The organism is Nocardia testacea NBRC 100365 (assembly GCF_000308775.1).
Lineage (GTDB): Bacteria > Actinomycetota > Actinomycetes > Mycobacteriales > Mycobacteriaceae > Nocardia > Nocardia testacea.
Map to the genome: position 1 here is coordinate 19,127 of NZ_BAGJ01000149.1, position 19,130 is coordinate 38,256.

Genomic DNA, 19,130 nt, shown 5'->3' on the forward strand with positions numbered 1-19,130 from the left:
AACCCCGCGCGCGCCAGCGCGCCATAAACACAGACCTTCACGAGCAGGCCCACATCTCACCTTCACGAACCGCTCGCCAGCGCGAGCCGGCGCGCCGGATTACAGCAGGTTCCAGTCCTCCAGGCTCTGGTAGAGCGGGAAGTCGTTGGCGAGTTTCTTGACCCGGCCGCGCAGTGCGTCCAGGTCGGCCCCGCCGGCGAGGGCGGTGGCGATGATATCGGCGACCTCGGTGAACTCGGTGTCGCCGAAGCCGCGGGTGGCCAGGGCGGCGGTGCCGATACGCAGGCCGGAGGTGACCATCGGGGGCCGCGGGTCGAAGGGGACGGCGTTGCGGTTGACCGTGATGCCGACCTCGTGCAGCAGGTCTTCGCCCTGCTGGCCGTCGAGGTCGGAATTGCGCAGGTCGACCAGGACCAGATGGACATCGGTGCCGCCGGTGAGAACGCTGATGCCCTTACCCGCGACGTCGGCGCCGGTGAGGCGTTCGGCGAGGATCTTGGCGCCGGTCAGGGTGCGCTGCTGGCGTTCGGCGAACTCCGGGGTGCCGGCGATCTTGAACGCGACCGCTTTCGCGGCGATGACGTGCATCAGCGGGCCGCCCTGCTGTCCGGGGAACACCGAACTGTTGAGCTTCTTGGCGTAGTCCTGTTTCGCCAGGATGAGGCCCGAGCGAGGCCCGCCGAGGGTTTTGTGGACAGTGGAGGAGACCACGTCGGCGTGCGGCACCGGGGAGGGATGCAGTCCGGCGGCGACCAGTCCGGCGAAATGGGCCATATCGACCCACAGGTAGGCCCCGACCTCGTCGGCGATCTCCCGGAACGCCGCGAAATCCTGATGCCGCGGGTACGCCGACCAGCCGGCGACGATCACCTTCGGCCGCGCTTCCCGGGCGATCGCCCGGACGTTGTCCATGTCCACGCGGTGGTCTTCCTTGGAGACCCCGTAGGAGTGGACCTCGTAGAGCTTGCCGGAGAAGTTCAGCCGCATGCCGTGGGTGAGGTGGCCGCCGTGGGCCAGGTCCAGGCCGAGCAGGCGGTCGCCCGGATCGAGCAGCGACATCAGCACCGCGGCGTTGGCCTGCGCGCCGGAATGCGGCTGCACATTCGCGAAATCGGCGCCGAACAGCGCCTTGGCGCGCTCCCGGGCGAGATTCTCGACCACGTCGACGTGCTCGCAGCCGCCGTAGTAGCGACGACCGGGATAGCCCTCGGCGTACTTGTTGGTCAGTACACTGCCCTGCGCCTGCAGCACCGCGCGCGGCACGAAGTTCTCCGACGCGATCATTTCCAGGGTGTCGCGTTCCCGGGCGAGCTCACCCGCCATCGCGGTGGCGAGTTCGGGATCGAGCTCACCGAGAGACTGGGTATTGACAGAGGCGGTCGTCTGCGTCACCACGCCAGTGTATGAGTCACCGCGGGGATCGGTTTATCTGCCCCGGCCTTCGGCGGGGCGTGGCCGGGGTCCCTTGTGACCCAGGCCACGAAGCCCTGCCAAACGGAGGTGAGGTGGGCACAGGACCCGGTCAGGCGGCGCGGAGGGCGGAGGGGATGAGGGGTTCGTCCAGGAGACGGCGGAAGCGGTCGGCGCGGTCGTCCTCGTCGGTGGCTCGGTCGAGCCAACCGCCCAGCAGCCGGTAGCCCTCCACGTAGGTGCTGATATAGGCGCGCCACAGCGGTGAGGACAGGAAGCGCAGCGACTGGCGGGCGCGGTCGGGGGTGGTGAGCGACCAGCGCTCCAGGAAGGCGGCCACGTCGTCGGCGTCCTTGCCCTGGTCGTGCAGCATGAGCGCGGCGTCCTGCCGGACGCCGAGCAACTGGCCGGAGGCCTCGGCGAGGCGTTCGGCGCGTTCACCGTCGAACCGCAGTCCCAGATCGGCGTAGATCTCCTCGGCCCACCGGCCCCAGCCGGGCCCGACGATCGAGCGCAACGCCAGGTCCGCCAGCCCTTCGGCCATCAGGCACTGCGGCGTGTTGACCAGGAAGATCGTCTGCTCGGCCTGCCCGGCGGCCACCAGGCCGGCTTCTTTGCGGCAGTGCTCGGTGTGATGCCCCGGGTAGGACTCGTGCGAGATGAGCCGGGGCAGATTCGCCATGTGCTGGCGCAGGTCGGAGTTGATCGCGACCTTCGAACGGTAGTTGCCGAGGTAGTAGTTGAATCCCGACCACGGCTTGTCGCCGACCACCTCGTAGGTCACGTGTTCGTGGTCGGGCAGCGGGTACCGGGCCCGGACCAGTTCGCGCAGCGCGCCGGAGAACGCTTCGACGCAGGCCTCGAGTTTCTCGGGCGGGATCTCGTCGGCCTTGCGATGGGCCGCCATCCGCTCCATCAGGGGACCCGATCCGCCCAGGACCTCGTCGATCTTGCGGTGCGCCTCCTGGTATTCGGCGGGATCGCCGGGCGCGATATCGACGTCGAAATACGCGCGCACCTCGTCGACGAAACCGATATCGTCCCCGGCGAATTTGCGACCCGAACATTCCAGCGCCCGCAGATGCACATCGATGAACTCGGTTCGCGCGGCGCCGAGGCCGGCGTTCGGCAGTTCCGCACGCAACCGCGCGGCCGTACGGGCCAGCTCCCGGGGTTCGGGCTTCGGCGCGTTCTCGACCTCCTGCCGCAGCCGCGGGTCGGCCGTGTAGGCGTCGACGAATCCCTCTTCGATCCGGTCGAATGCCAGACCGAGGCGCAGGTATTCGATCACCAGGGGATGGGCTTCCATGGCATCGACCCTAACGGGCGAAGGCCCGCCGCGATCGGCGTACGGCGGCAACGCACGGCCGGCCGGCTCCGCGACACCGCGCCACTCCCGGCGTGGATTCGGCCGCCGCGCACCGGCCGCGCATCCCTGCTACCACGGGAAGCAGTTGTTATACACGACAGTAATGGACCCCCCGATCCCCCCACTCCCCGCCGAGGGGCAGAATTCAGCCATGAGGGCACAGCCAGAGCGCCGGACCTGCCGGGGTCGCGACAGCCGCAGCGGCGGAATCCCACGGGCAAGGCACCGCGAGCACGAGTGTCCGGCAGAGTGGAGCGCTGAGTAGATGGCCAAGGCGAGCGAGCCGAGTCCGTATGTGGAATTCGACCGGAAACGGTGGCGCGAACTGCGCAAATCGACTCCGCTGGTGCTCACCGAGGAAGAACTGATCGGGCTGCGGGGTCTGGGCGAACAGATCGACCTCGAGGAAGTCGCCGAGGTCTACCTGCCGCTGGCCCGGTTGATCCACCTGCAGGTGGCGGCCAGACAGCGCTTGTTCGCGGCCACCGCCACCTTCCTCGGCGAATCGCATCCGGACAAACAGGTCCCCTTCGTGATCGGCGTGGCCGGCAGCGTGGCGGTCGGCAAATCCACCACGGCCCGCGTGCTACAGGCACTGCTGGCCCGCTGGGATCATCATCCCCGGGTCGATCTGGTGACCACCGACGGATTCCTCTATCCCACGGCCGAACTCACCCGCCGCGGGCTCATGCACCGCAAAGGCTTCCCGGAAAGCTACGACCGCCGCAAACTGCTGCGTTTCGTCACCGAAGTGAAATCAGGCGCCGAAGAAGTCTGCGCGCCCGTCTATTCACATATTTCCTACGACATAGTCCCCGGCGAATTCCACTGTGTACGCCAGCCGGATATCCTCATCGTCGAAGGACTGAACGTATTGCAGACGGGGCCGCGGCTGATGGTCTCGGACCTCTTCGATTTCTCCATCTACGTGGACGCGCGGATCGAAGATATCGAAACCTGGTACGTACGAAGGTTCCTGAGCCTGCGTGCCACCGGTTTCGCCGATCCCAAGGCCCATTTCCATCACTATGCGAAATTCACCGACGCGGAGGCGACGGCGGCGGCGAAGGATATCTGGAACTCCACCAACCGCCCCAACCTGGTGGACAATATTCTGCCCACCCGGCCCCGTGCGACGCTGGTCCTGCGGAAGGACTCCGACCACACGATCAACAGGTTGCGGTTGCGGAAACTGTGACACCGGCGGGGACGTTGCCGCGACCGCCCGGGCGACCTCGCGTTCGATCGCCTTCACGAACAGAAGCGCCCTCCCGGTGCCGAGTTCAGCGAGGCCCATAAAGGGTCGAAGGCGCGCAAATCAAACACCGTAGCGGCGGTGGCGTGCGGCGTAGTCGCGGAGGGCGCGGAGGAAGTCGACGCGGCGGAACTCGGGCCAGTAGACCTCGGTGAACCAGATCTCGGAGTAGGCGCTCTGCCAGAGCAGGAAGCCGGAGAGCCGCTGTTCGCCGGAGGTGCGGATCACCAGGTCGGGGTCGGGTTGGCCCGAGGTGTAGAGGTGCTGCCCGATGGCGCTGACCGTAATGGACTGGACCAGGTCTTCGCCGGTTTCGCCGGCCGATATCTCCTGGCGGACCAGTTGGCGGACGGCGTCGGCGATCTCCTGGCGGCCGCCGTAGCCGATGGCGACGTTGACGTGGGTGCCGGTGCGTTCGCGGGTGCGTTCGGTGGCGGTGCGCATTCGTTTGGCGACCAGTTCGGGGAGACCGTCCAGGGTGCCGACGATGCGTACCCGCCAGTTCTGTTCGGGGGCGGCGAGTTCCTCGACGACGTCGGTGATGACTTCGAAGAGGGTTTCCAGTTCTTCCTGGCCGCGGCTGAGGTTTTCGGTGGAGAGCAGGTAGACGGTGACGAGCTCGATTCCTTCGGCTTCGCACCAGCTGACCAGTTCGGCGACTTTGAGAGCGCCGACACGGTGTCCGTGGGTGATATCGGTGAACCCGTTCTCCCGGGCCCAGCGGCGGTTGCCGTCGCACACCACCGCCACATGGCGCGGATGCTGTTTATCCGCAAGCTGCTTGGCCAGACGGGCCTCATAGATGCGATAGGGAAAGCCCCGCAGCCGACTCGGAAATTCCACGACGACCAACAGTACGCCTCTTCCGCCCGTGGTCCGAGTTGTGGCGGAACGCGGTGGCGGTCACGGCCCGGGGCGGAGACGACCCGTATCGGCGGGTGAGGCGGTACAGTAGCCAACGAGAGAAACCTACGCCGCCGTAGGTTACCCATGAGTTCACTATCGGCCCCGGCGGGCCGCGGAGTATCCGCAGGCCGGCACCAACGGCGGGCCGACGCGCTGCCATCGGAAACCGGGCAGTGCGCACCCGAGCCAGGAGGCAACGTGTCCCACCCGTCCCCCGGCGGCCCTCCGGATCCCGGTGCCCCGGAGCCCACCGGCACCCTCACCGGCGCCGCGCTCGACTCGCGAACCGGCCCGGACAACGACGACCCGGTCCCCAACCCGGCGGACTCACTGGTCGCGCTGGTCAAACCCCGGATGCGTGGCTGGATCCACACCTGGGCCACCGGTTTCGCCGCGGTGGGCGTGACCGCGCTGGTCGCCACGGCGGCCACCATCTCGGTGACAGCGGTCGTCGCGACCCTGGTCTACGGACTCACCATCTGCGCTCTGTTCGGGGTCAGCGCCGTCTATCACCGCATCACCTGGCCGACGGTCCAGGCCCGGACGCGGATGAAACGCGCGGACCATTCGATGATCTTCGTGTTCATCGCGGGCACCTACACGCCGTTCGCGCTGCTCGGCCTGCCCGATCCGACCGGCCCGATCCTGCTCACCGTGGTGTGGGCGGGCGCGCTGGCCGGGGTCGCCCTGAAACTGCTGTGGCCGCTCGCCCCGCGGTGGGTGGGAGTGCCTTTGTATCTACTGCTCGGCTGGGCGGTGGTCCCGGTGGGTGGGGAGCTCTATCGTTCGGTCGGCCTGCCCGCGGTCCTGCTGCTGGTCGCCGGCGGGCTGGCCTACAGCATCGGCGCGGTGCTCTACGCGACCCGCTGGCCCAACCCGTGGCCCAGCACCTTCGGCCACCACGAGTTCTTCCACGCCGCCACCGTGGTGGCCGCGCTCTGCCATTACGCGGCGGTCTGGCTGGTGCTGCTGGGGTGAGCGGGTTCGTTCCCGGACCGCTGACCAGCTACGTCGATTAGGCTGCTGAGTCGTGTCCTCCGATTCCGGCCGCCCGCGCTCCAGCGGCCACCGCGGGTAACCCGCCGATGGCCTACAGCGTCGGATCCCGGCCCCGGGCCGGCACGGTCACCCGCCTGGTGCAGTGGACCGTCCTCGCCCGCTGGGGGCTGGCGTCGGTCGTCATCGCCGCCCACCTCAGCGGTCTCGCGGTCATCGTGACCCAGCTGGTGCTCATCGGCTTTCCCGGTCGCGTCGGCGCCGATCAGCTGAGCGGGCTGATGCTGGTCACCGTCTATCCGATCGTCGCGTCGCTATTGGGGATCGCGCTGGCCGTCCGCGACCGGATGAGCTATTTCGCCTGGCTGGACAGCTCCCGGAAGCCGACCCCCGAGGAGGCGCGGCGGATCCTGCACCTGCCGCTCGCCATCACGGTGCGCTCGCTGGTGATGTGGGCACCGGGGGTGGTGCTGTCGGCGGTCCTGCTGGCCGGTCTCACCACCGAGCGGGATCTCACCGTCCTGCTGGCGATGTTCACCATCGGCGGGCTCGAATCGGCCGGCCTGACCTATCTGATCGTGGACCGGGTCATCCGGCCCGTGGTGCCGATCGTGGCCGGCGTGCTCGGCGCGACCATGCACTGGAGTTCGTCGGTGTTCGTCCGGGTGGCGCTGGCCTGGGCGGTATCGGGCGCCATGCCGCTCAGCGCGCTGATCGTGGTGCTGGCCGATCCGGCCACCTCCATGGAACATCGGATCCGGACCGGCATCTATCTCGCCGCCATCAGTCTGATCGTCGGAGTGCTGGCCACCTGGGCACTGACCCGGGCCGTCGCCTCACCACTGCGGACGCTGCGGATAGCGGTCGACCGGATCACCCGGGGTGATCTGGATGTGCGGGTGTCGGTGGGCAGCGCCAGCGAGATCGGCCGACTGGAACATTCGGTGAACGAGATGTCGGCGAACCTGCGCGAACGATTGCGCATGCGGGATGTGTTCGGCCGGCACGTGGGCGAGGAAGTGGCCGAGCGGGCACTCGCCGGGGGGATCGATCTCACCGGTGACGTGCGGGAGGTTTCGGCGCTGTTCGTCGACGTCACCGGGTCGGTGGCCATCTCCACCGGACTGCCGCCGCAGGAGTTCGTGGCCAAATTGAACCGGCTCATGGCCACTGTGGTCGCCGCGACCGAGGACAACGACGGACTGGTGAACAAGTTCGAGGGTGACGCGGCGCTGTGTATCTTCGGCGCCCCGATCGCGCTGACCGACAACGCGACGCCGGCCCTGCGCGCCGCCCGCCGGATCCGTGACGAGGTGCTGGCGGCGGGCGAACTCGATATCGGCATCGGGGTGGCGCGTGGCCGGGTGTTCGCGGGGGACGTCGGCACCGACACCCGCCGGGAGTACACGGTGATCGGGGACGCGGTGAACGCCGCGGCCCGGCTCACCAGCCGCGCCAAGGAGGTACCGCGGCGCATCCTGGTCTCGCAGAGCGTGGTCGACGCCGCCGCCGCGGGCGAGCGCGCGGAGTGGGTGAAATACGGATCCGTCGCATTGCGCGGTATCGACGCACCGACCCCGTGCTGGACCGACCGCGAACACTAGACGCCGCGCCGAGTGCCGAGGGTGTCGTGGAGAACGGTCTACAACCTTCGCGGCAGCTACTCGTCGATGATGGCGGTCAGCGCGAGAGCCGGGTGGCGACCTCCGCCACCAGCGCGGCAAGTCCGAACTCGAACACCGCGGCGGCCGTCGCGCTCGTGCCGCGTGGCTCGGCCGCGCCTGCCATGGCGACAACGGTCAATGCCGGGAATCGCTGCGGCCCGTCGAATTCGGCGAAAACGACGGGATCCAGCACCGGACCCACATGCGTGGGAGAGTCGCACCCGCGCGCCGGGTCGACCTCGAGGCGGGTGACTCCGGAGGTGAAGGCGCTGACCGAAAGTAATGTATCGGTCACCAGGTGTACCGGCAGCCCGCCGTCCAGCAGCGCGCGGGTGGCAGCTTCGCCCCAGGCAGCTTCGTTGGGCCCGAGATAGCGATTACCGGTCCCTACGGCCAGGACCCAGGGATGACGCGTGTAGAGATCACGCATCGCCCGAGCCCAGCGGTCTATGGCCCCCTCCCAGTCCCCCGGCAGCGCGGGTGGTGTGCCCATGGCGGCGTCGAGCATGAGCGCCACCAGGTCGTCTTTGCTCGGCACGTGCCGATACAACGACATGGTGGCCGCGCCCAACTGCTTGGCAAGCCGTTGCATGGACAGCGCCCCGATCCCGTCCGCGTCGGCCATCGTGATCGCCTCGGCGACGATCCTGTCACGGCTCAGCGCCGGTCGCGGACCACGCCCGGAAGGTTGCTGCCCTGACCACAACAGTCGCGCCAACGGTGCGATCTCGTCGCTCACCAGCCACTCCTCACATTATTGCGTATGCCATACGCTACGCGTACGTTATACGCAGAATCTCGCTTCCTCGGCTCCCCCGGATGGTCCCTCATGACTTTTTCGACCCGGCGATCACCGCGCTCCGCCCACTCCGATCCCCGCCCCGCCTGGTGGCGGCGCCCGTGGACGGGGCCGCTACTGGTACTGGTCCTGGCTTTCGTCGCATTCTCACTTCCCCCCTATCTCACCTTCGACCGGTCGCAGTCCCGAGTGCCCGACGCGGGTTTCGCCCTGCATTATCCACTGCTGGTGATCCACGTGATCTGCGGTTCGGTGGCCATCCTGACCTGCGGATTCCAGGTGTGGCCTTGGTTTCGGACGCACTACCGCCCACTGCATCGGCTTCTCGGCCGCTGCTACGTGTTCGCAGGCGTCCTCCCGGCCGGTCTCACCGGATTGGTCATCGGCGCGACCAGCCCGTTCGGCCCGGTCGCCCGGGTCAGCAATGTGATGCTGTCGGCCCTCTGGCTGCTGACGACGATCGCAGGCCTGCGTGCGGCCCGGCAGCGCCGGATCGGCGACCATCGCCGCTGGATGATTCGCAGCTTCGCACTGACCCTGTCCATCATTCTCAACCGCATTCTCGGCGCGATCCTGCTCGTGACGCTGGAACCCCTCTCGGCCACCACGTTCCACGGTGACGAGGATCTTCTTGTCCAAACCATCGCGGGGATCGGTACCTGGCTGGGCTGGACCCTGTCACTGCTGACGGCACAGTGGTGGCTCGACCGGCGGCCCCGCCCGGCAGGTGCACGATGACGCCGGGCCGGCCGGGCCTCACGGCCGATCAGAAACGCATTTATCGGCATCTGCTCCGGGGCCGCGGACTGCCGGAACCGCCGACGCACACCACCCGTGCCGTGGTCGCCGAACTGCGCACCCTGGGACTGTTACACGATGACCTGACCGCCGTCGCCCCGGCCGAAGCCGTGGCAGATCTCGTCCGGCAACGTCTTTCGGACTCGTTGCACCAACTGGCGGGACTGTCCACCGTGTGGGAGGTGCTCCAGGATCTGGGCGAAGAACAGCAGACGGGCCGGCCGGTCGAGCCTGTCGAGGTCCTGGAGAGCCACGACGCGCGACGACGTATCCGCGAGCTGTTGCTCCGGGGGCCGGGGGAACTGCTCTCGGCGTGGGGCAGACCAGGCCGGGAACCGATCGAGACGGCGAGCGTCGGAGCGAACCCGGCCGCGGTCCACCGGGTGCTGGTGTCACCCGAGGCGATGGAAGACCCGGGGCAGGCCGAGTATGTGCGCCGCAGTGCTGTACTCGGTGTGTCACATCGGGTGTTCCCGCGGCCGTTCGGTCCGCTGGTGATCGTCAACCGATCGGTCGCCTACACCGCCGCCGTGGACGATGGGTCCGTGCTGCAGATCCGGCAGGCCACCCTGGCCGGATTCCTTGCCGAGGTCTTCGACCAGGCGTGGGACCTCGGTCACGAGATCACCGAGGCACCCTTCTCTCCCATCGAACGCCGGGTTTTGCAGGCCTTGACCTGCCACGACACCGACGACACCGCGGCGCGATCGATCAATGTCTCAGTGCGGAAGTTCCGTTCGCACGTGGCGGCGGTGATGGACCGGCTGGGTGCGCGCACCCGGTTCCAGGCCGCGCTGGCGGCGAAGGAGAAAGGGTGGCTGTGACGTCGCAGTCGGGTAGTTATGCCCGGAATGTCCGCCGAGGAAAATGGGCGGCTGCGCCGGTCACATTGTCCGGGCGAAGTGGGCCGCGGCCGTGTCGACAGCAATCGTGACCTGGGGTTCCTGGTCATAGAAGTCGAATTGGGTGCCCTCGGTCCACAGGAAGTCCTTCGGTCCGGCGAGTCCGGAGTGGAAGCGTCGGGCGCCGTCGGGAATGGCCGCGTCTTCGCTGTGGACGAGTACGGTCGGCTGCGTAATGCGGGTGGCGGCCGCGATCGCGTCGTGGGTGAGCCAGTCGACCCAGGACATCACGGCGAATCGATTGGGCCAGGCAGGGATGCCGCCGCGCGCCGGATCGAGATAGAAATCGATCTCGTACGGCATGGCCGCGTTGTCTGCGGCGCTGCCCACAACAGGCACGTAGTCGATCTCTCCGGTCTCTTCGAACCGCGCCCGGGCGCGGCGGCCTGCCTCGATCCGGGCGGCCACCTCATCGGCGCCGCCGTACGCCTGCTCGCATACCGCTGCGTCGTGCAGCCACGGAGCGACCAGCGCCAGCGATTTCACGCGGGGGTCCACCGCGGCATTGCCCGCCATATACATGGCGGCTGCGCAGATACCCAGCGCCCCGATACGCTCGGCGTCGACGACGTCGAGCGTGGCGAGGAAACCGACGGCATGGCCGATATCGTCGATCTTTCGCTGCGGCGACTCGACGTCGCGGGGCTCACCGGCCGATTCGCCGAACCCGGTGAAGTCGAAGGAGAGGGCCGCGTATCCCTTGTCGGCGAGCCGCTGGGCGTAGCGGTCGGCCATCATCTCCTTGACGCTGGTCCAGGTACCCGCGACCACCACGCCGGGCGCCGGTGCGGTGGTGTCGGTGTCGGGCAGGAACAGGTTTCCGACGAGTTCGACCCCATCGCTGACGAATTCGACCTTCTTCACACATCCTCCTCATTGTCGGTCACCGATCGCGCCGAGCGAGTCCGGTTCATGCGGGTAGCAGACGCCTGTTGCCGTCCCCCCACGCGGGGGTCATCACCAGACCCCGGATCCGCCAACCACCGGCGACGCGCACGAGGTCGAACCGGTAGCTGCCGCCCAGTGTCCACAGCGATGCGCCGAACTCGTCGTTGCCACGATGGGTCGCCTGGAAGGAGGCCGTGCATACGGCGGTGTCGCCGTCGATATCGACCAGATGGTTCGTCAGCAGATGCTGAGTGGCCTCGAACCCGCCGAGCGCGTCACGCCATGCTGCGGTGATCTGTGGTGGGGTGAGTACGACCGGCTCACCGCCGTTGAGACCGGTGTAGTCCAGAGTCACTCGATCGGCGAAAACCTGTTCGAGAGCAGCCCACTCACGATGGTCGGTGTGCCAGGCCATGCGGGTGCAGGTGTCGATGATATCGAGACGATCCATATAACGATTCTTGCTGTGAGGTAACCGCTTCCGGAACGCGAATCGCTGCACGATCGGTTGCAGGAAGCTGCAGCGGTCAGCGCCGGGTGAAGGACGCGGCGTGGGCGGTCGCCCAGTCGGTGAAGGTGCGCGGCGCTCGGCCGGTGACGGTCGCAACGGTCGGATACACCACGGATTCGTCGAGCGAGCCATCGATGTAGAAGTCGGTGAACGCTGCGGCGTACTGCGCGGGAACAGTAGCGGCGAGCTCGGCGCGGGTTTCCTCGTCGGTGAGTTCCCGGCACACCAGCGGCCGCCCGAGGGTTTCGGCCAAGATCGCGACCTGATCGGCGGGATACAGTGCCTCGGGTCCGGTCAGATCCAGGACCTCGCCGGTCAGATCCATTCCGGTGAGCGCCCGGGCCGCGACCGCCGCGATATCGGCCGGATCGATTGCCGCCAGCGCTACCCGCGGAAATTGCACGCGCACGACGTCTCCGACCGCCAGCTGAGGCAGCCAGCGCAAGGTATTCGACATGAATGCCCGCGCACGCAGCATCGTCCAGGCCAAGCCGGACTCGCGCACCGCGCGCTCGGAGTCGGCCATGGAGCGGGCGATCACATTGCCGGTGTGGGCGATACCCGCCGAGCCGTTCGACAGCAGTACGACATGCTCCACCCCGGCAGCTTCGGCCACATCCAGCAACGTGGACATCTGGGAGTACCCCGGCATCAGATACATCGCGCGCACATTCTCCAGCGCCCCGGCCATCGACTCCGGATCGTCGAGGTCACCGACCACCGGCGTCACGCCTGAAGGAAAAGTCGTCGAATCGTGTTTCCGGACAAGGGCTTTGAGCGGCTGCCCGGCGTTCGCCAGTTGCGCTACCAGTTCCGAACCGACATTGCCGGTGGCGCCGGTCACCAGAATCATGAACTCTCCTCGTTCGCGCATCCCACCCGGGTGATCGGGCTGTCCACACACTCTCGCTCAGATCCGGCCCGTATCGAAGAGAACCACCTGCACGAAGCGTGCAGGAACCTGCACGCCGGAACCGAGAACCGCCACTGCCGGCTTCGTGCTCGTAACGGCCACCCGCCGGAGCGCCGCACAAGCGGTCGTGTACGGCCCGGACCCTAGGGCGTTTCGTAGCGGGCGACGATCGCGGCGGCGCGATCACGCAGACAGGTGCGCAAGGACTGCGGCGCCAGGACTTCCGCGTCCGTGGTGAGCTGCCACAGCGCCCATTCGGCGTGCCGCGCGTCCTGGAAGGTCACCTCCAGCCGCAACCAGCCGTCCGCGTCGGCTTCCTCGGCGCGGACGGCCAGCGCGGTGCCCACCAGCTCCGCGCGCCGCGCCGGGTCGACCCGGACCGATACGGCGATCCGGTCGCCACCGTTGCGGAATCGGGTGCTGTGTTCCTTCCAGGCGCGGCTCAGATCGACCCGCTCCGAGCGTTCGGCAGGTTCGGGAAGTGCTGCTGCCGCCAGCATCCGGGACAGCCGATAGGTACGTTCCGCGCCGGATCTCGTGGCCAGCAGATAGCCCTGGCCGCGCACCGTGACCAGGCCGATCGGGTCGACTGTGCGCCACTGCGGGTCCCGGTCGACAGCCGCGTAGTGGATACGCAGCCTGGTTCCGGCGAGCACCGCGCGCCGGACCTCGGCCGATATGCCGCCGGGTACCTCGTCGGTGATCAGCCGGCGCGACAACAGATCGGCGTCCGGGTCGATGAGCAATCGTTCGGCCGCGTCGGCCGCGGTGTTCCGGTAGCTCTCCGGCAGTGCGTCGACCACCTTGAGCATGGCCGAGGCGAGTGCCGAACCGAGACCGAATGCCTGCGTGCCGCGCCGCGAACCGGCGACCAGGAGGGCGAGCGCCTCGTCGTGGTTCAGCCCGGTGAGTTCGGTCCGGAATCCGGGCAACAATGCGAAACCGCCGTGCCGGCCGCGCTCGGCGTAGACCGGGACACCGGCCGCGGACAGCGCCTCGATATCACGCAGCACAGTGCGGGTGGACACTTCCAGCTCTTCGGCCAGTTCGGTGGCGGTCAGGCGACCGCGCTGACGCAGCAGCAGCGCCAGTGACACCAACCGGTCTGCCCGCATGCGGAAACCCTACCGAATACACGACACAGGATGTCGTGTTTTGTCGGCAGGCTTGCCACCACGGCGTCGCGGACCGCGGCTGCCGCACCAATGGACGGACGTCCTACACCGAATCGAATGGAGCTGATGTGACAGTGGAACGAACGGCGGTCAACCCGGTGACATGGTCGAAGGAGATGGGGTTCAACCAAGGCGAGCTCGTCTCCGGCCACACCCGGACCCTGTACTGCTCGGGACAGACGGCGATGGGCGACGACGGCACACCGCAGCATGCCGGTGACATGGCGGCCCAGTTGGCATCGAGCCTCGACAACCTGGCGGCCGTGCTCGGCGAGGCCGGTATGTCCCTGGCGAATCTCGTACGGCTCAACGTCTACACCACCGACGTCGATCTGGTCTTCCAGCACTACGGCCTGCTCGCCGCACGGCTGGGCGCATCCGGCGTGGCACCGGCCACCACGATGCTCGGGGTGACCCGGCTGGCGATCCCCGGCCTTCTGGTGGAACTCGAGGGGACCGCCGTCGACTGATCCCCGGCCGCCCAGCGCGGCCTACAGTGCGCGACGTGCCGGTAGCCGGTAGCCGGGATACCGATGACACGGGCCGACGGCACAGCGGACGGCGTGGAAGCCGGATCCGGTCGCACCTCGCGACCGGCCGCACAGCACGACCGGCTACCGGCGACATGCTCCCGGCGCGTCTCTGCCGTCACCGGTCTCCGGCACTCCTACCGCCGGGCAGACATCGCGGGCCCGGTGAGCGCGGCGCGCAGGGCATCCGGTGTCGTCACCGGCAGGTCGCAGACCGACCCCCGGCACACGTAGGCCGCCGCGCTGCCCTCGATCGAAGGCCGGTCGGTGAGCAGCGGGACGGTGTCCACATCGGCCCGGACGACGACCGCCCCGCCGGGCGCGTAGACCCGCGCGACCTCCAGCAGTTCGGCATCGCCCACCGACCCATCACCGGTGGTGGAGATGGCGATCTGTAAGGGGCCCTGGAGCGCGGCCTCGGCCACCGTCAGCCATTGGCCGGCCGAGCGCGGCGCTTTCGCCAGCACCACGGCGCCGCGGGCGAGGGTGTGCTCGGCCAGTTCGCGATAGCGCGTGGCGCGGTCGGGTTCGACGACGGCGGAGGCCGTCAGCAGGGCTTCGGCCAGTACGGACGCCCCGGCGGGGGTGGCGCCGTCGATGGGGTCGCGGGGGCGGGCGATCAGGGACTCGGCGTCGTCCGCGGTGTCGAACCAGCTACCGGGTTCGTCCGGGTCGGCGAAATGGGTGATCGCGGAATCCAGGACGCGGTGGATATCCGGTAGCCGATCGGCCGAACCCGAGTACTGGTGCAGGGCCAGCAGGGCGGTGGCCAGCCAGGCGTAGTCCTCGAGCACCCCGGGCGCGCTACCGGCGACACCGCCGAGCGAGGCACGCAGCACCCGGTCGTCCACGACGTGCAGGTCCAGCAGCACTCGCGCGAGATCGTGGGCGGCGTCGAACCAGTCGCGCCGGTCGAGAGCACGAGCCGCCTCGCAGAGCGCGGTGATCGCCATACCGTTCCAGGCGGTCACCGCTTTGTCGTCGCGCTCGGGCTGGGGCCGGCGCTGCCGGGCCGCGCGCAACGCGGTACGGGCGCGTTCGAACCGCTCGCTGTCCTCCGGATCGGCGCGGCGGGTGAGCACCGAGCAGCCCTGCTCGAAGTTCCCGGCGGTGGTGACGCCGAAGACCTCGGCGGCCCAGGCGCCGTCGATGGGCCCCAGTTCGCCGACCAGCTCGGCGGGATTCCATACGTAGGTCGCGCCCTCCACGCCGGGTTTGCCCGCTTCGACGTGGGTGTCGGCGTCCAGGGCGGAAGCCAGACCGTGCGCGGTGGCCAGATCGTCCAGCAGGAACTGCACGATCTCCTCGGTGATCCGGCGGGGCAGCGGATCCGCCGGACTCCGCCGCGCCAGATGCGCGTAGAACCGCAGCAGTTGCGCGTTGTCGTAGAGCATCTTCTCGAAGTGCGGGACCACCCAGGCCGCGTCCACCGAATAGCGGGCGAAGCCACCGCGCAGCTGGTCGTAGATACCGCCGCGGGCCATGGCCTCGGCGGTACGGTCAACCACGGTCCGCACCGCCGGATCGCCGGTACGTTCCCAGCTGCGCAGCAAACCCTCCAGCAGCGCGGCGGGCGGGAACTTCGGCGCGCCGCCGAAGCCGCCGTGGGCCTCGTCGAAATCGCGGAGCACCGCGGCCACGGCGTGATCGAGCAGTTCGGCGGTGACGGTGAGCTCGGATCTCGGGATCCCGCCCGCCTGCTCCCGCAGGGCCGCGGCCACCTGCTCGGACGCCGTGTCCACATCGGCGCGGCGATTGCGCCAGGTATCGGTGATCGCGGTGAGCAGCTGGGTGAACGACGGCATCCCGCCGCGCGGCACCTTCGGGTAGTAGGTGCCGCAGTAGAACGGCTCCCCCGCCGGGGTGAGGAAACAGGTCATCGGCCAGCCGCCCTGGCCGGTCATCGCCACCGTGGCGTTCATGTACACCGCGTCCAGATCCGGGCGTTCCTCCCGGTCCACCTTGATACACACGAAGTCGGCGTTCATCTGCGCGGCGGTGGTCTCGTCGGCGAACGATTCGTAGGCCATCACATGGCACCAATGACAACTCGCGTACCCGACCGACAGCAGGATCGGCACATCCCGCGCCGCGGCCTCCGCGAGGGCCTCGGCATCCCATTCCCACCAATGGACCGGGTTGCTCGCGTGCTGACGCAGGTACGGCGAGATGGCACCGGAGAGACGGTTCATGCCCTCCAGCCTTCCACAGTCACCCGCGACCGCGCCCCGGCAAACCGGTGCACGATCTCTCGACAGCCGGGTCTCGCTGATCAGTTGACCACCACTGCGGATTCGACAGCCTGGCCACCTCTTGCCCACCCTCCCGCGCCCAGAAGCCCGTTGAAAACAGGTTTCAGTTTGTTGCGGAGTCGCTGACTGTTCCCGAAGGAACAGGCGGGCCACCCAACCCTACGACCCCGGCAGCCAAGCCATCTGTCAGTACCGCGCGGACCTGCGCAGCGGCGTCCGCAAGTGTGCGGAGCCCGGCGACCTGATCGTCGACGGCCGTCATGGTTGTGCCGATCCAGCGTTGTTCCTCCAAGGAAGGAAGGATGATCGTCTGACAACCCAGCGCATCCTTGCTCAGGGTAGCGACCGCAGTGCCGGTCGTACGGGCGGCAATCTCGGCCAGAATCCGCGGACTCGACAGGTAGACGAGCAGGTAGAGCGGGTCCACCTCGGCATTGCCCTGGACTCGAATTCGAATCAGGTTATTACCCAACAACATCCGAGACTGATCGGCGTCGACAATGGCCGGGGGGATCATGGAACCGGAGCGGGCCAGCAGAATATCATTCGGTTCGAGGAAGTACTTGCCGAGCCGGTCGGCCGCCCTCTCACCGATCGCCTCGGCTGAGGTGGCATCGATCCGGAAGTCGCGCAGATGTTTCCGCTTCACCACCGGCACCGAGCGTTCCTCGGCGGCCTCTCCTTTCGGCATGAGGTCGTGCGAGAGTCCAGGTTGAATGTCACAGATCGCGTCCAGCCGGACTACTCGCCGGGCCTCCGGATCGTCTCGTAGAGGTCCGTCATTTGAACACAGCCGATCGAGCACGGCCCGCGGCGCGGTCGATTCCCGCGATCGCCCGAATTCGGCGATTGCTCGATCGATATCGCCCAGCAGAGCATCGGTCCCGTTCTGCGCCGCACGACGGATATAATCCGCGGGGCGCAGCCCGAACCCTGCCTCACCGATCATGTCCAGGTCCGCGTTGATCGCCGACCCACCCCCCGCCAGTTCCACGACGTGCTCCGGCGGCAGGGAGCGCCGGTTACGGAAGCAGTCGGAGATCGCTGCCACCGCGGCGTCCGGCAACCGGATGCGGTTACCATCCCGCACACCCATGTTCCCCGCGTCCACTAGCAACACAGCTTCGAAGTCCGACACGCCACGGGCGACGATCCACACCGATGCCGCGATATCGGTGTTCGGGAATATTCTGGCCGGCAAAGTGACCACTGCGCGTACCGCGCCCGCTGCCACCATTCGACGACGGATTTCCATCTCGGAGCGGTCGGCGGAGACTGCTGCCTGCGCCGGCATCAGCACCACTGCCACGCCGTCCGGCGCCAGACTCGCCACAGCGTGCTGCAGCCAAGCGAAGTTGTCATTGTGTGACGGCGGAACACCGAAATCCCAGTCTTCGGGTCGATAGTCCGAGCGGCGTTCGGTCCGATTGTTGAACGGCGGATTTGTCAGGACTATGTCCGCATGGACACTGTCGGAGTCCTCATCTTCCCACGGCGCCGAATCACCCTGCCGAAAGTCGCCGGTTCGGCCCGCGATCGCGGTCCGCATGGCAGCTATCCGCAGTGATTGCATTGCCTGACCGACACCCCGGACACGGACATCTGCGTCCGGACCACACTCGCCTATGGCGGCCAGGAGCAATTCACCACCGCGGGCATATGGGTCGTACAACAGACCAGGCACCCGGCCTTCGGCGGTCGCGAGCGCTGACATGAGAGCGGCCGGCGAGGCTGGTGTGAAGTACCCGGCGCTGCCCGAGTCTCTAATGGCGGCGTAGCGGTCGACCAGGCTGGAGAATGCATGCGGACCCAAGTTTTCGCATCCGTCGAGCATTTCCCGCACATCGCGGACCCGTCGCGTGTGCAGACGTTCCATTACTGGACGCACACCCGGTGCGATGGCGTGCGAGCGGAGCACGGCATCGATGCGCCAACCTGCCTCTCGGAGCAATTCCTCACCCTGTTCCGGCCCTGCCGCACGCCGCAACTCGCGCCAGGAGTCGTTATCGCGCACCCGAAGAAATATCAGGCACATCAGAATGACCAGGTAGTCCGGTTCGGACACCGATCCCGCACGCAGCCGGAACCCGATCGGCCCCAGCAGATTCGCCAGCACGCGATTCCGGCTCTCCGCATCGACTTCACTGTGGATCGCGGTGGCGTGTTCCGCTTGCTCGGCAGCGAAGCGGTCCCGGACCCGCTGCCCGTAGGTGATTCCCGCCGGCTCCCGCCCCGCATCCCGCTCCTTGTCTGGAACGGTACGGTCCGCCAACCAGTCGACGATCTGGTCGAGCCGGTAGTACACGCCTCGGTCATCGGAGCCTTCCGGTCGCGGAAAGGTCGCGGGATGCCGTTTCTCCCACATGGTGACGGTAGGCCGACGCACCCCCGCCAACCTGGCGATATCCGGCTTGTGGACATAACTGAGGCGCTGCGTCCGGTCGGCGTGGTTCAATTCTGGTCCTCGGGTGAATCGTGTTCCTGATGGCATTCGGCGGGGCATGCGTCCGGTGCGCCGGGGTCGCAATCGCACCGCCGGGCCGGTTCGGTCTCTTCAGCCGGATCCTTCGGCAGCAGACGAGCGAGTACGCCGCCGGCATCCCGGCGACGCGACCGGTCTGGATGCCATACCGCGCACAGCGCGGCCATGAGTCGTTCCGGCCCGAGGTGAGTGGCCCACCAGGCGACGGCGGGCGTGGCTGAGATGGCGATCAACTCCAGCATCATCGGCGGCATTCCGTTCCGGGCCGCCGAGACCGGCA

16 protein-coding genes are annotated in these 19,130 nt (G+C 67.9%); 6 read left to right on the forward strand and 10 right to left on the reverse strand.

Annotation, left to right across the window (positions count from 1 at the left end; translation table 11 throughout):
* Positions 1 to 99 precede the first annotated feature (99 nt).
* Positions 100 to 1,392, reverse strand: coding sequence for a serine hydroxymethyltransferase (glyA, locus tag ON38_RS20615; RefSeq protein ID WP_039826608.1), 1,293 nt, complete (start codon positions 1,390 to 1,392; stop codon positions 100 to 102).
* A 130-nt stretch (positions 1,393 to 1,522) separates the two neighbouring features.
* Entirely contained in the window at positions 1,523 to 2,719 is a 1,197-nt protein-coding gene (locus tag ON38_RS20620; protein ID WP_039826549.1) for a hypothetical protein, read from the reverse strand.
* Between the two features lie 325 nt (positions 2,720 to 3,044).
* Between ON38_RS20620 and coaA the strand changes: the two genes are divergently transcribed.
* Positions 3,045 to 3,977 carry a type I pantothenate kinase gene (gene coaA, locus ON38_RS20625; RefSeq protein WP_039826550.1) on the forward strand — a complete coding sequence of 311 codons (933 nt, stop codon included), beginning with the start codon at positions 3,045 to 3,047 and terminating at the stop codon, positions 3,975 to 3,977.
* Between the two features lie 120 nt (positions 3,978 to 4,097).
* Here coaA and ON38_RS20630 read toward each other — a convergent pair whose 3' ends face one another.
* Positions 4,098 to 4,886, reverse strand: coding sequence for an isoprenyl transferase (locus tag ON38_RS20630; protein WP_030522173.1), 789 nt, complete (start codon positions 4,884 to 4,886; stop codon positions 4,098 to 4,100).
* Positions 4,887 to 5,294: 408 nt separating this feature from the next.
* Between ON38_RS20630 and trhA the strand changes: the two genes are divergently transcribed.
* Both trhA and ON38_RS20640 read left to right on the forward strand, forming a co-directional pair.
* Positions 5,295 to 5,918 (forward strand): PAQR family membrane homeostasis protein TrhA, encoded by a 624-nt coding sequence (gene trhA, locus ON38_RS20635; protein WP_051165020.1) that lies wholly within the window; start codon positions 5,295 to 5,297, stop codon positions 5,916 to 5,918.
* A 107-nt stretch (positions 5,919 to 6,025) separates the two neighbouring features.
* The gene (locus ON38_RS20640; RefSeq protein WP_051165010.1) at positions 6,026 to 7,540 is read left to right on the forward strand and encodes an adenylate/guanylate cyclase domain-containing protein; all 1,515 of its coding nucleotides are present in this window, start codon (positions 6,026 to 6,028) and stop codon (positions 7,538 to 7,540) included.
* A 76-nt stretch (positions 7,541 to 7,616) separates the two neighbouring features.
* On the opposite strand, the gene ON38_RS34255 is transcribed toward ON38_RS20640, so the two are convergent.
* Complete coding sequence (locus ON38_RS34255) at positions 7,617 to 8,339, reverse strand: TetR/AcrR family transcriptional regulator (RefSeq protein ID WP_157181826.1); 723 nt, start codon at positions 8,337 to 8,339, stop codon at positions 7,617 to 7,619.
* A gap of 90 nt (positions 8,340 to 8,429) precedes the next feature.
* Between ON38_RS34255 and ON38_RS20650 the strand changes: the two genes are divergently transcribed.
* Entirely contained in the window at positions 8,430 to 9,137 is a 708-nt protein-coding gene (locus ON38_RS20650; protein WP_083872912.1) for a DUF2306 domain-containing protein, read from the forward strand.
* Complete coding sequence (locus tag ON38_RS20655) at positions 9,134 to 10,021, forward strand: helix-turn-helix domain-containing protein (protein WP_039826551.1); 888 nt, start codon at positions 9,134 to 9,136, stop codon at positions 10,019 to 10,021. Before ON38_RS20650 ends, ON38_RS20655 begins: the two co-directional genes overlap by 4 nt.
* A 60-nt stretch (positions 10,022 to 10,081) precedes the next feature.
* Here the strand turns inward: ON38_RS20655 and ON38_RS20660 are convergent, their stop codons facing one another.
* The 4 genes from ON38_RS20660 to ON38_RS20675 all read right to left on the reverse strand — a co-directional run bounded on the left by ON38_RS20660 (position 10,082) and on the right by ON38_RS20675 (position 13,526).
* A complete protein-coding gene (locus ON38_RS20660; RefSeq protein WP_039826552.1) occupies positions 10,082 to 10,963 on the reverse strand; it encodes an alpha/beta hydrolase in 882 nt (293 codons plus the stop codon).
* A gap of 46 nt (positions 10,964 to 11,009) precedes the next feature.
* Positions 11,010 to 11,438 (reverse strand): nuclear transport factor 2 family protein, encoded by a 429-nt coding sequence (locus ON38_RS20665; RefSeq protein ID WP_039826553.1) that lies wholly within the window; start codon positions 11,436 to 11,438, stop codon positions 11,010 to 11,012.
* Between the two features lie 76 nt (positions 11,439 to 11,514).
* Complete coding sequence (locus ON38_RS20670) at positions 11,515 to 12,351, reverse strand: NAD(P)H-binding protein (RefSeq protein WP_039826614.1); 837 nt, start codon at positions 12,349 to 12,351, stop codon at positions 11,515 to 11,517.
* Positions 12,352 to 12,554: 203 nt separating this feature from the next.
* Positions 12,555 to 13,526 (reverse strand): helix-turn-helix transcriptional regulator, encoded by a 972-nt coding sequence (locus ON38_RS20675; RefSeq protein WP_039826554.1) that lies wholly within the window; start codon positions 13,524 to 13,526, stop codon positions 12,555 to 12,557.
* Between the two features lie 134 nt (positions 13,527 to 13,660).
* Here ON38_RS20675 and ON38_RS20680 point away from each other — a divergent pair, with 134 nt between their 5' ends.
* Positions 13,661 to 14,056 (forward strand): RidA family protein, encoded by a 396-nt coding sequence (locus ON38_RS20680; protein WP_039826555.1) that lies wholly within the window; start codon positions 13,661 to 13,663, stop codon positions 14,054 to 14,056.
* Between the two features lie 197 nt (positions 14,057 to 14,253).
* On the opposite strand, the gene ON38_RS20685 is transcribed toward ON38_RS20680, so the two are convergent.
* Positions 14,254 to 16,308, reverse strand: a complete 2,055-nt coding sequence (locus ON38_RS20685; RefSeq protein WP_039826556.1) for a thioredoxin domain-containing protein — start codon at positions 16,306 to 16,308, stop codon at positions 14,254 to 14,256.
* A 163-nt stretch (positions 16,309 to 16,471) separates the two neighbouring features.
* Complete coding sequence (locus ON38_RS20690) at positions 16,472 to 18,823, reverse strand: type I restriction-modification system subunit M/S (protein ID WP_169333285.1); 2,352 nt, start codon at positions 18,821 to 18,823, stop codon at positions 16,472 to 16,474.
* Positions 18,824 to 19,130: the final 307 nt, after the last annotated feature.

Coding starts and splice junctions, on each gene's coding strand:
- ON38_RS20665 (WP_039826553.1), bottom strand. CDS start 11,438: ATGGATCGTCTCGATATCATCGACACCTGCACCCGCATGGCCTGGCAC.
- ON38_RS20685 (WP_039826556.1), bottom strand. CDS start 16,308: ATGAACCGTCTCTCCGGTGCCATCTCGCCGTACCTGCGTCAGCACGCG.
- ON38_RS20675 (WP_039826554.1), bottom strand. CDS start 13,526: ATGCGGGCAGACCGGTTGGTGTCACTGGCGCTGCTGCTGCGTCAGCGC.
- ON38_RS20655 (WP_039826551.1), top strand. CDS start 9,134: ATGACGCCGGGCCGGCCGGGCCTCACGGCCGATCAGAAACGCATTTAT.
- coaA (WP_039826550.1), top strand. CDS start 3,045: ATGGCCAAGGCGAGCGAGCCGAGTCCGTATGTGGAATTCGACCGGAAA.
- trhA (WP_051165020.1), top strand. CDS start 5,295: ATGCGTGGCTGGATCCACACCTGGGCCACCGGTTTCGCCGCGGTGGGC.
- ON38_RS20620 (WP_039826549.1), bottom strand. CDS start 2,719: ATGGAAGCCCATCCCCTGGTGATCGAATACCTGCGCCTCGGTCTGGCA.
- ON38_RS20650 (WP_083872912.1), top strand. CDS start 8,430: ATGACTTTTTCGACCCGGCGATCACCGCGCTCCGCCCACTCCGATCCC.
- ON38_RS20670 (WP_039826614.1), bottom strand. CDS start 12,351: ATGATTCTGGTGACCGGCGCCACCGGCAATGTCGGTTCGGAACTGGTA.
- ON38_RS20640 (WP_051165010.1), top strand. CDS start 6,026: ATGGCCTACAGCGTCGGATCCCGGCCCCGGGCCGGCACGGTCACCCGC.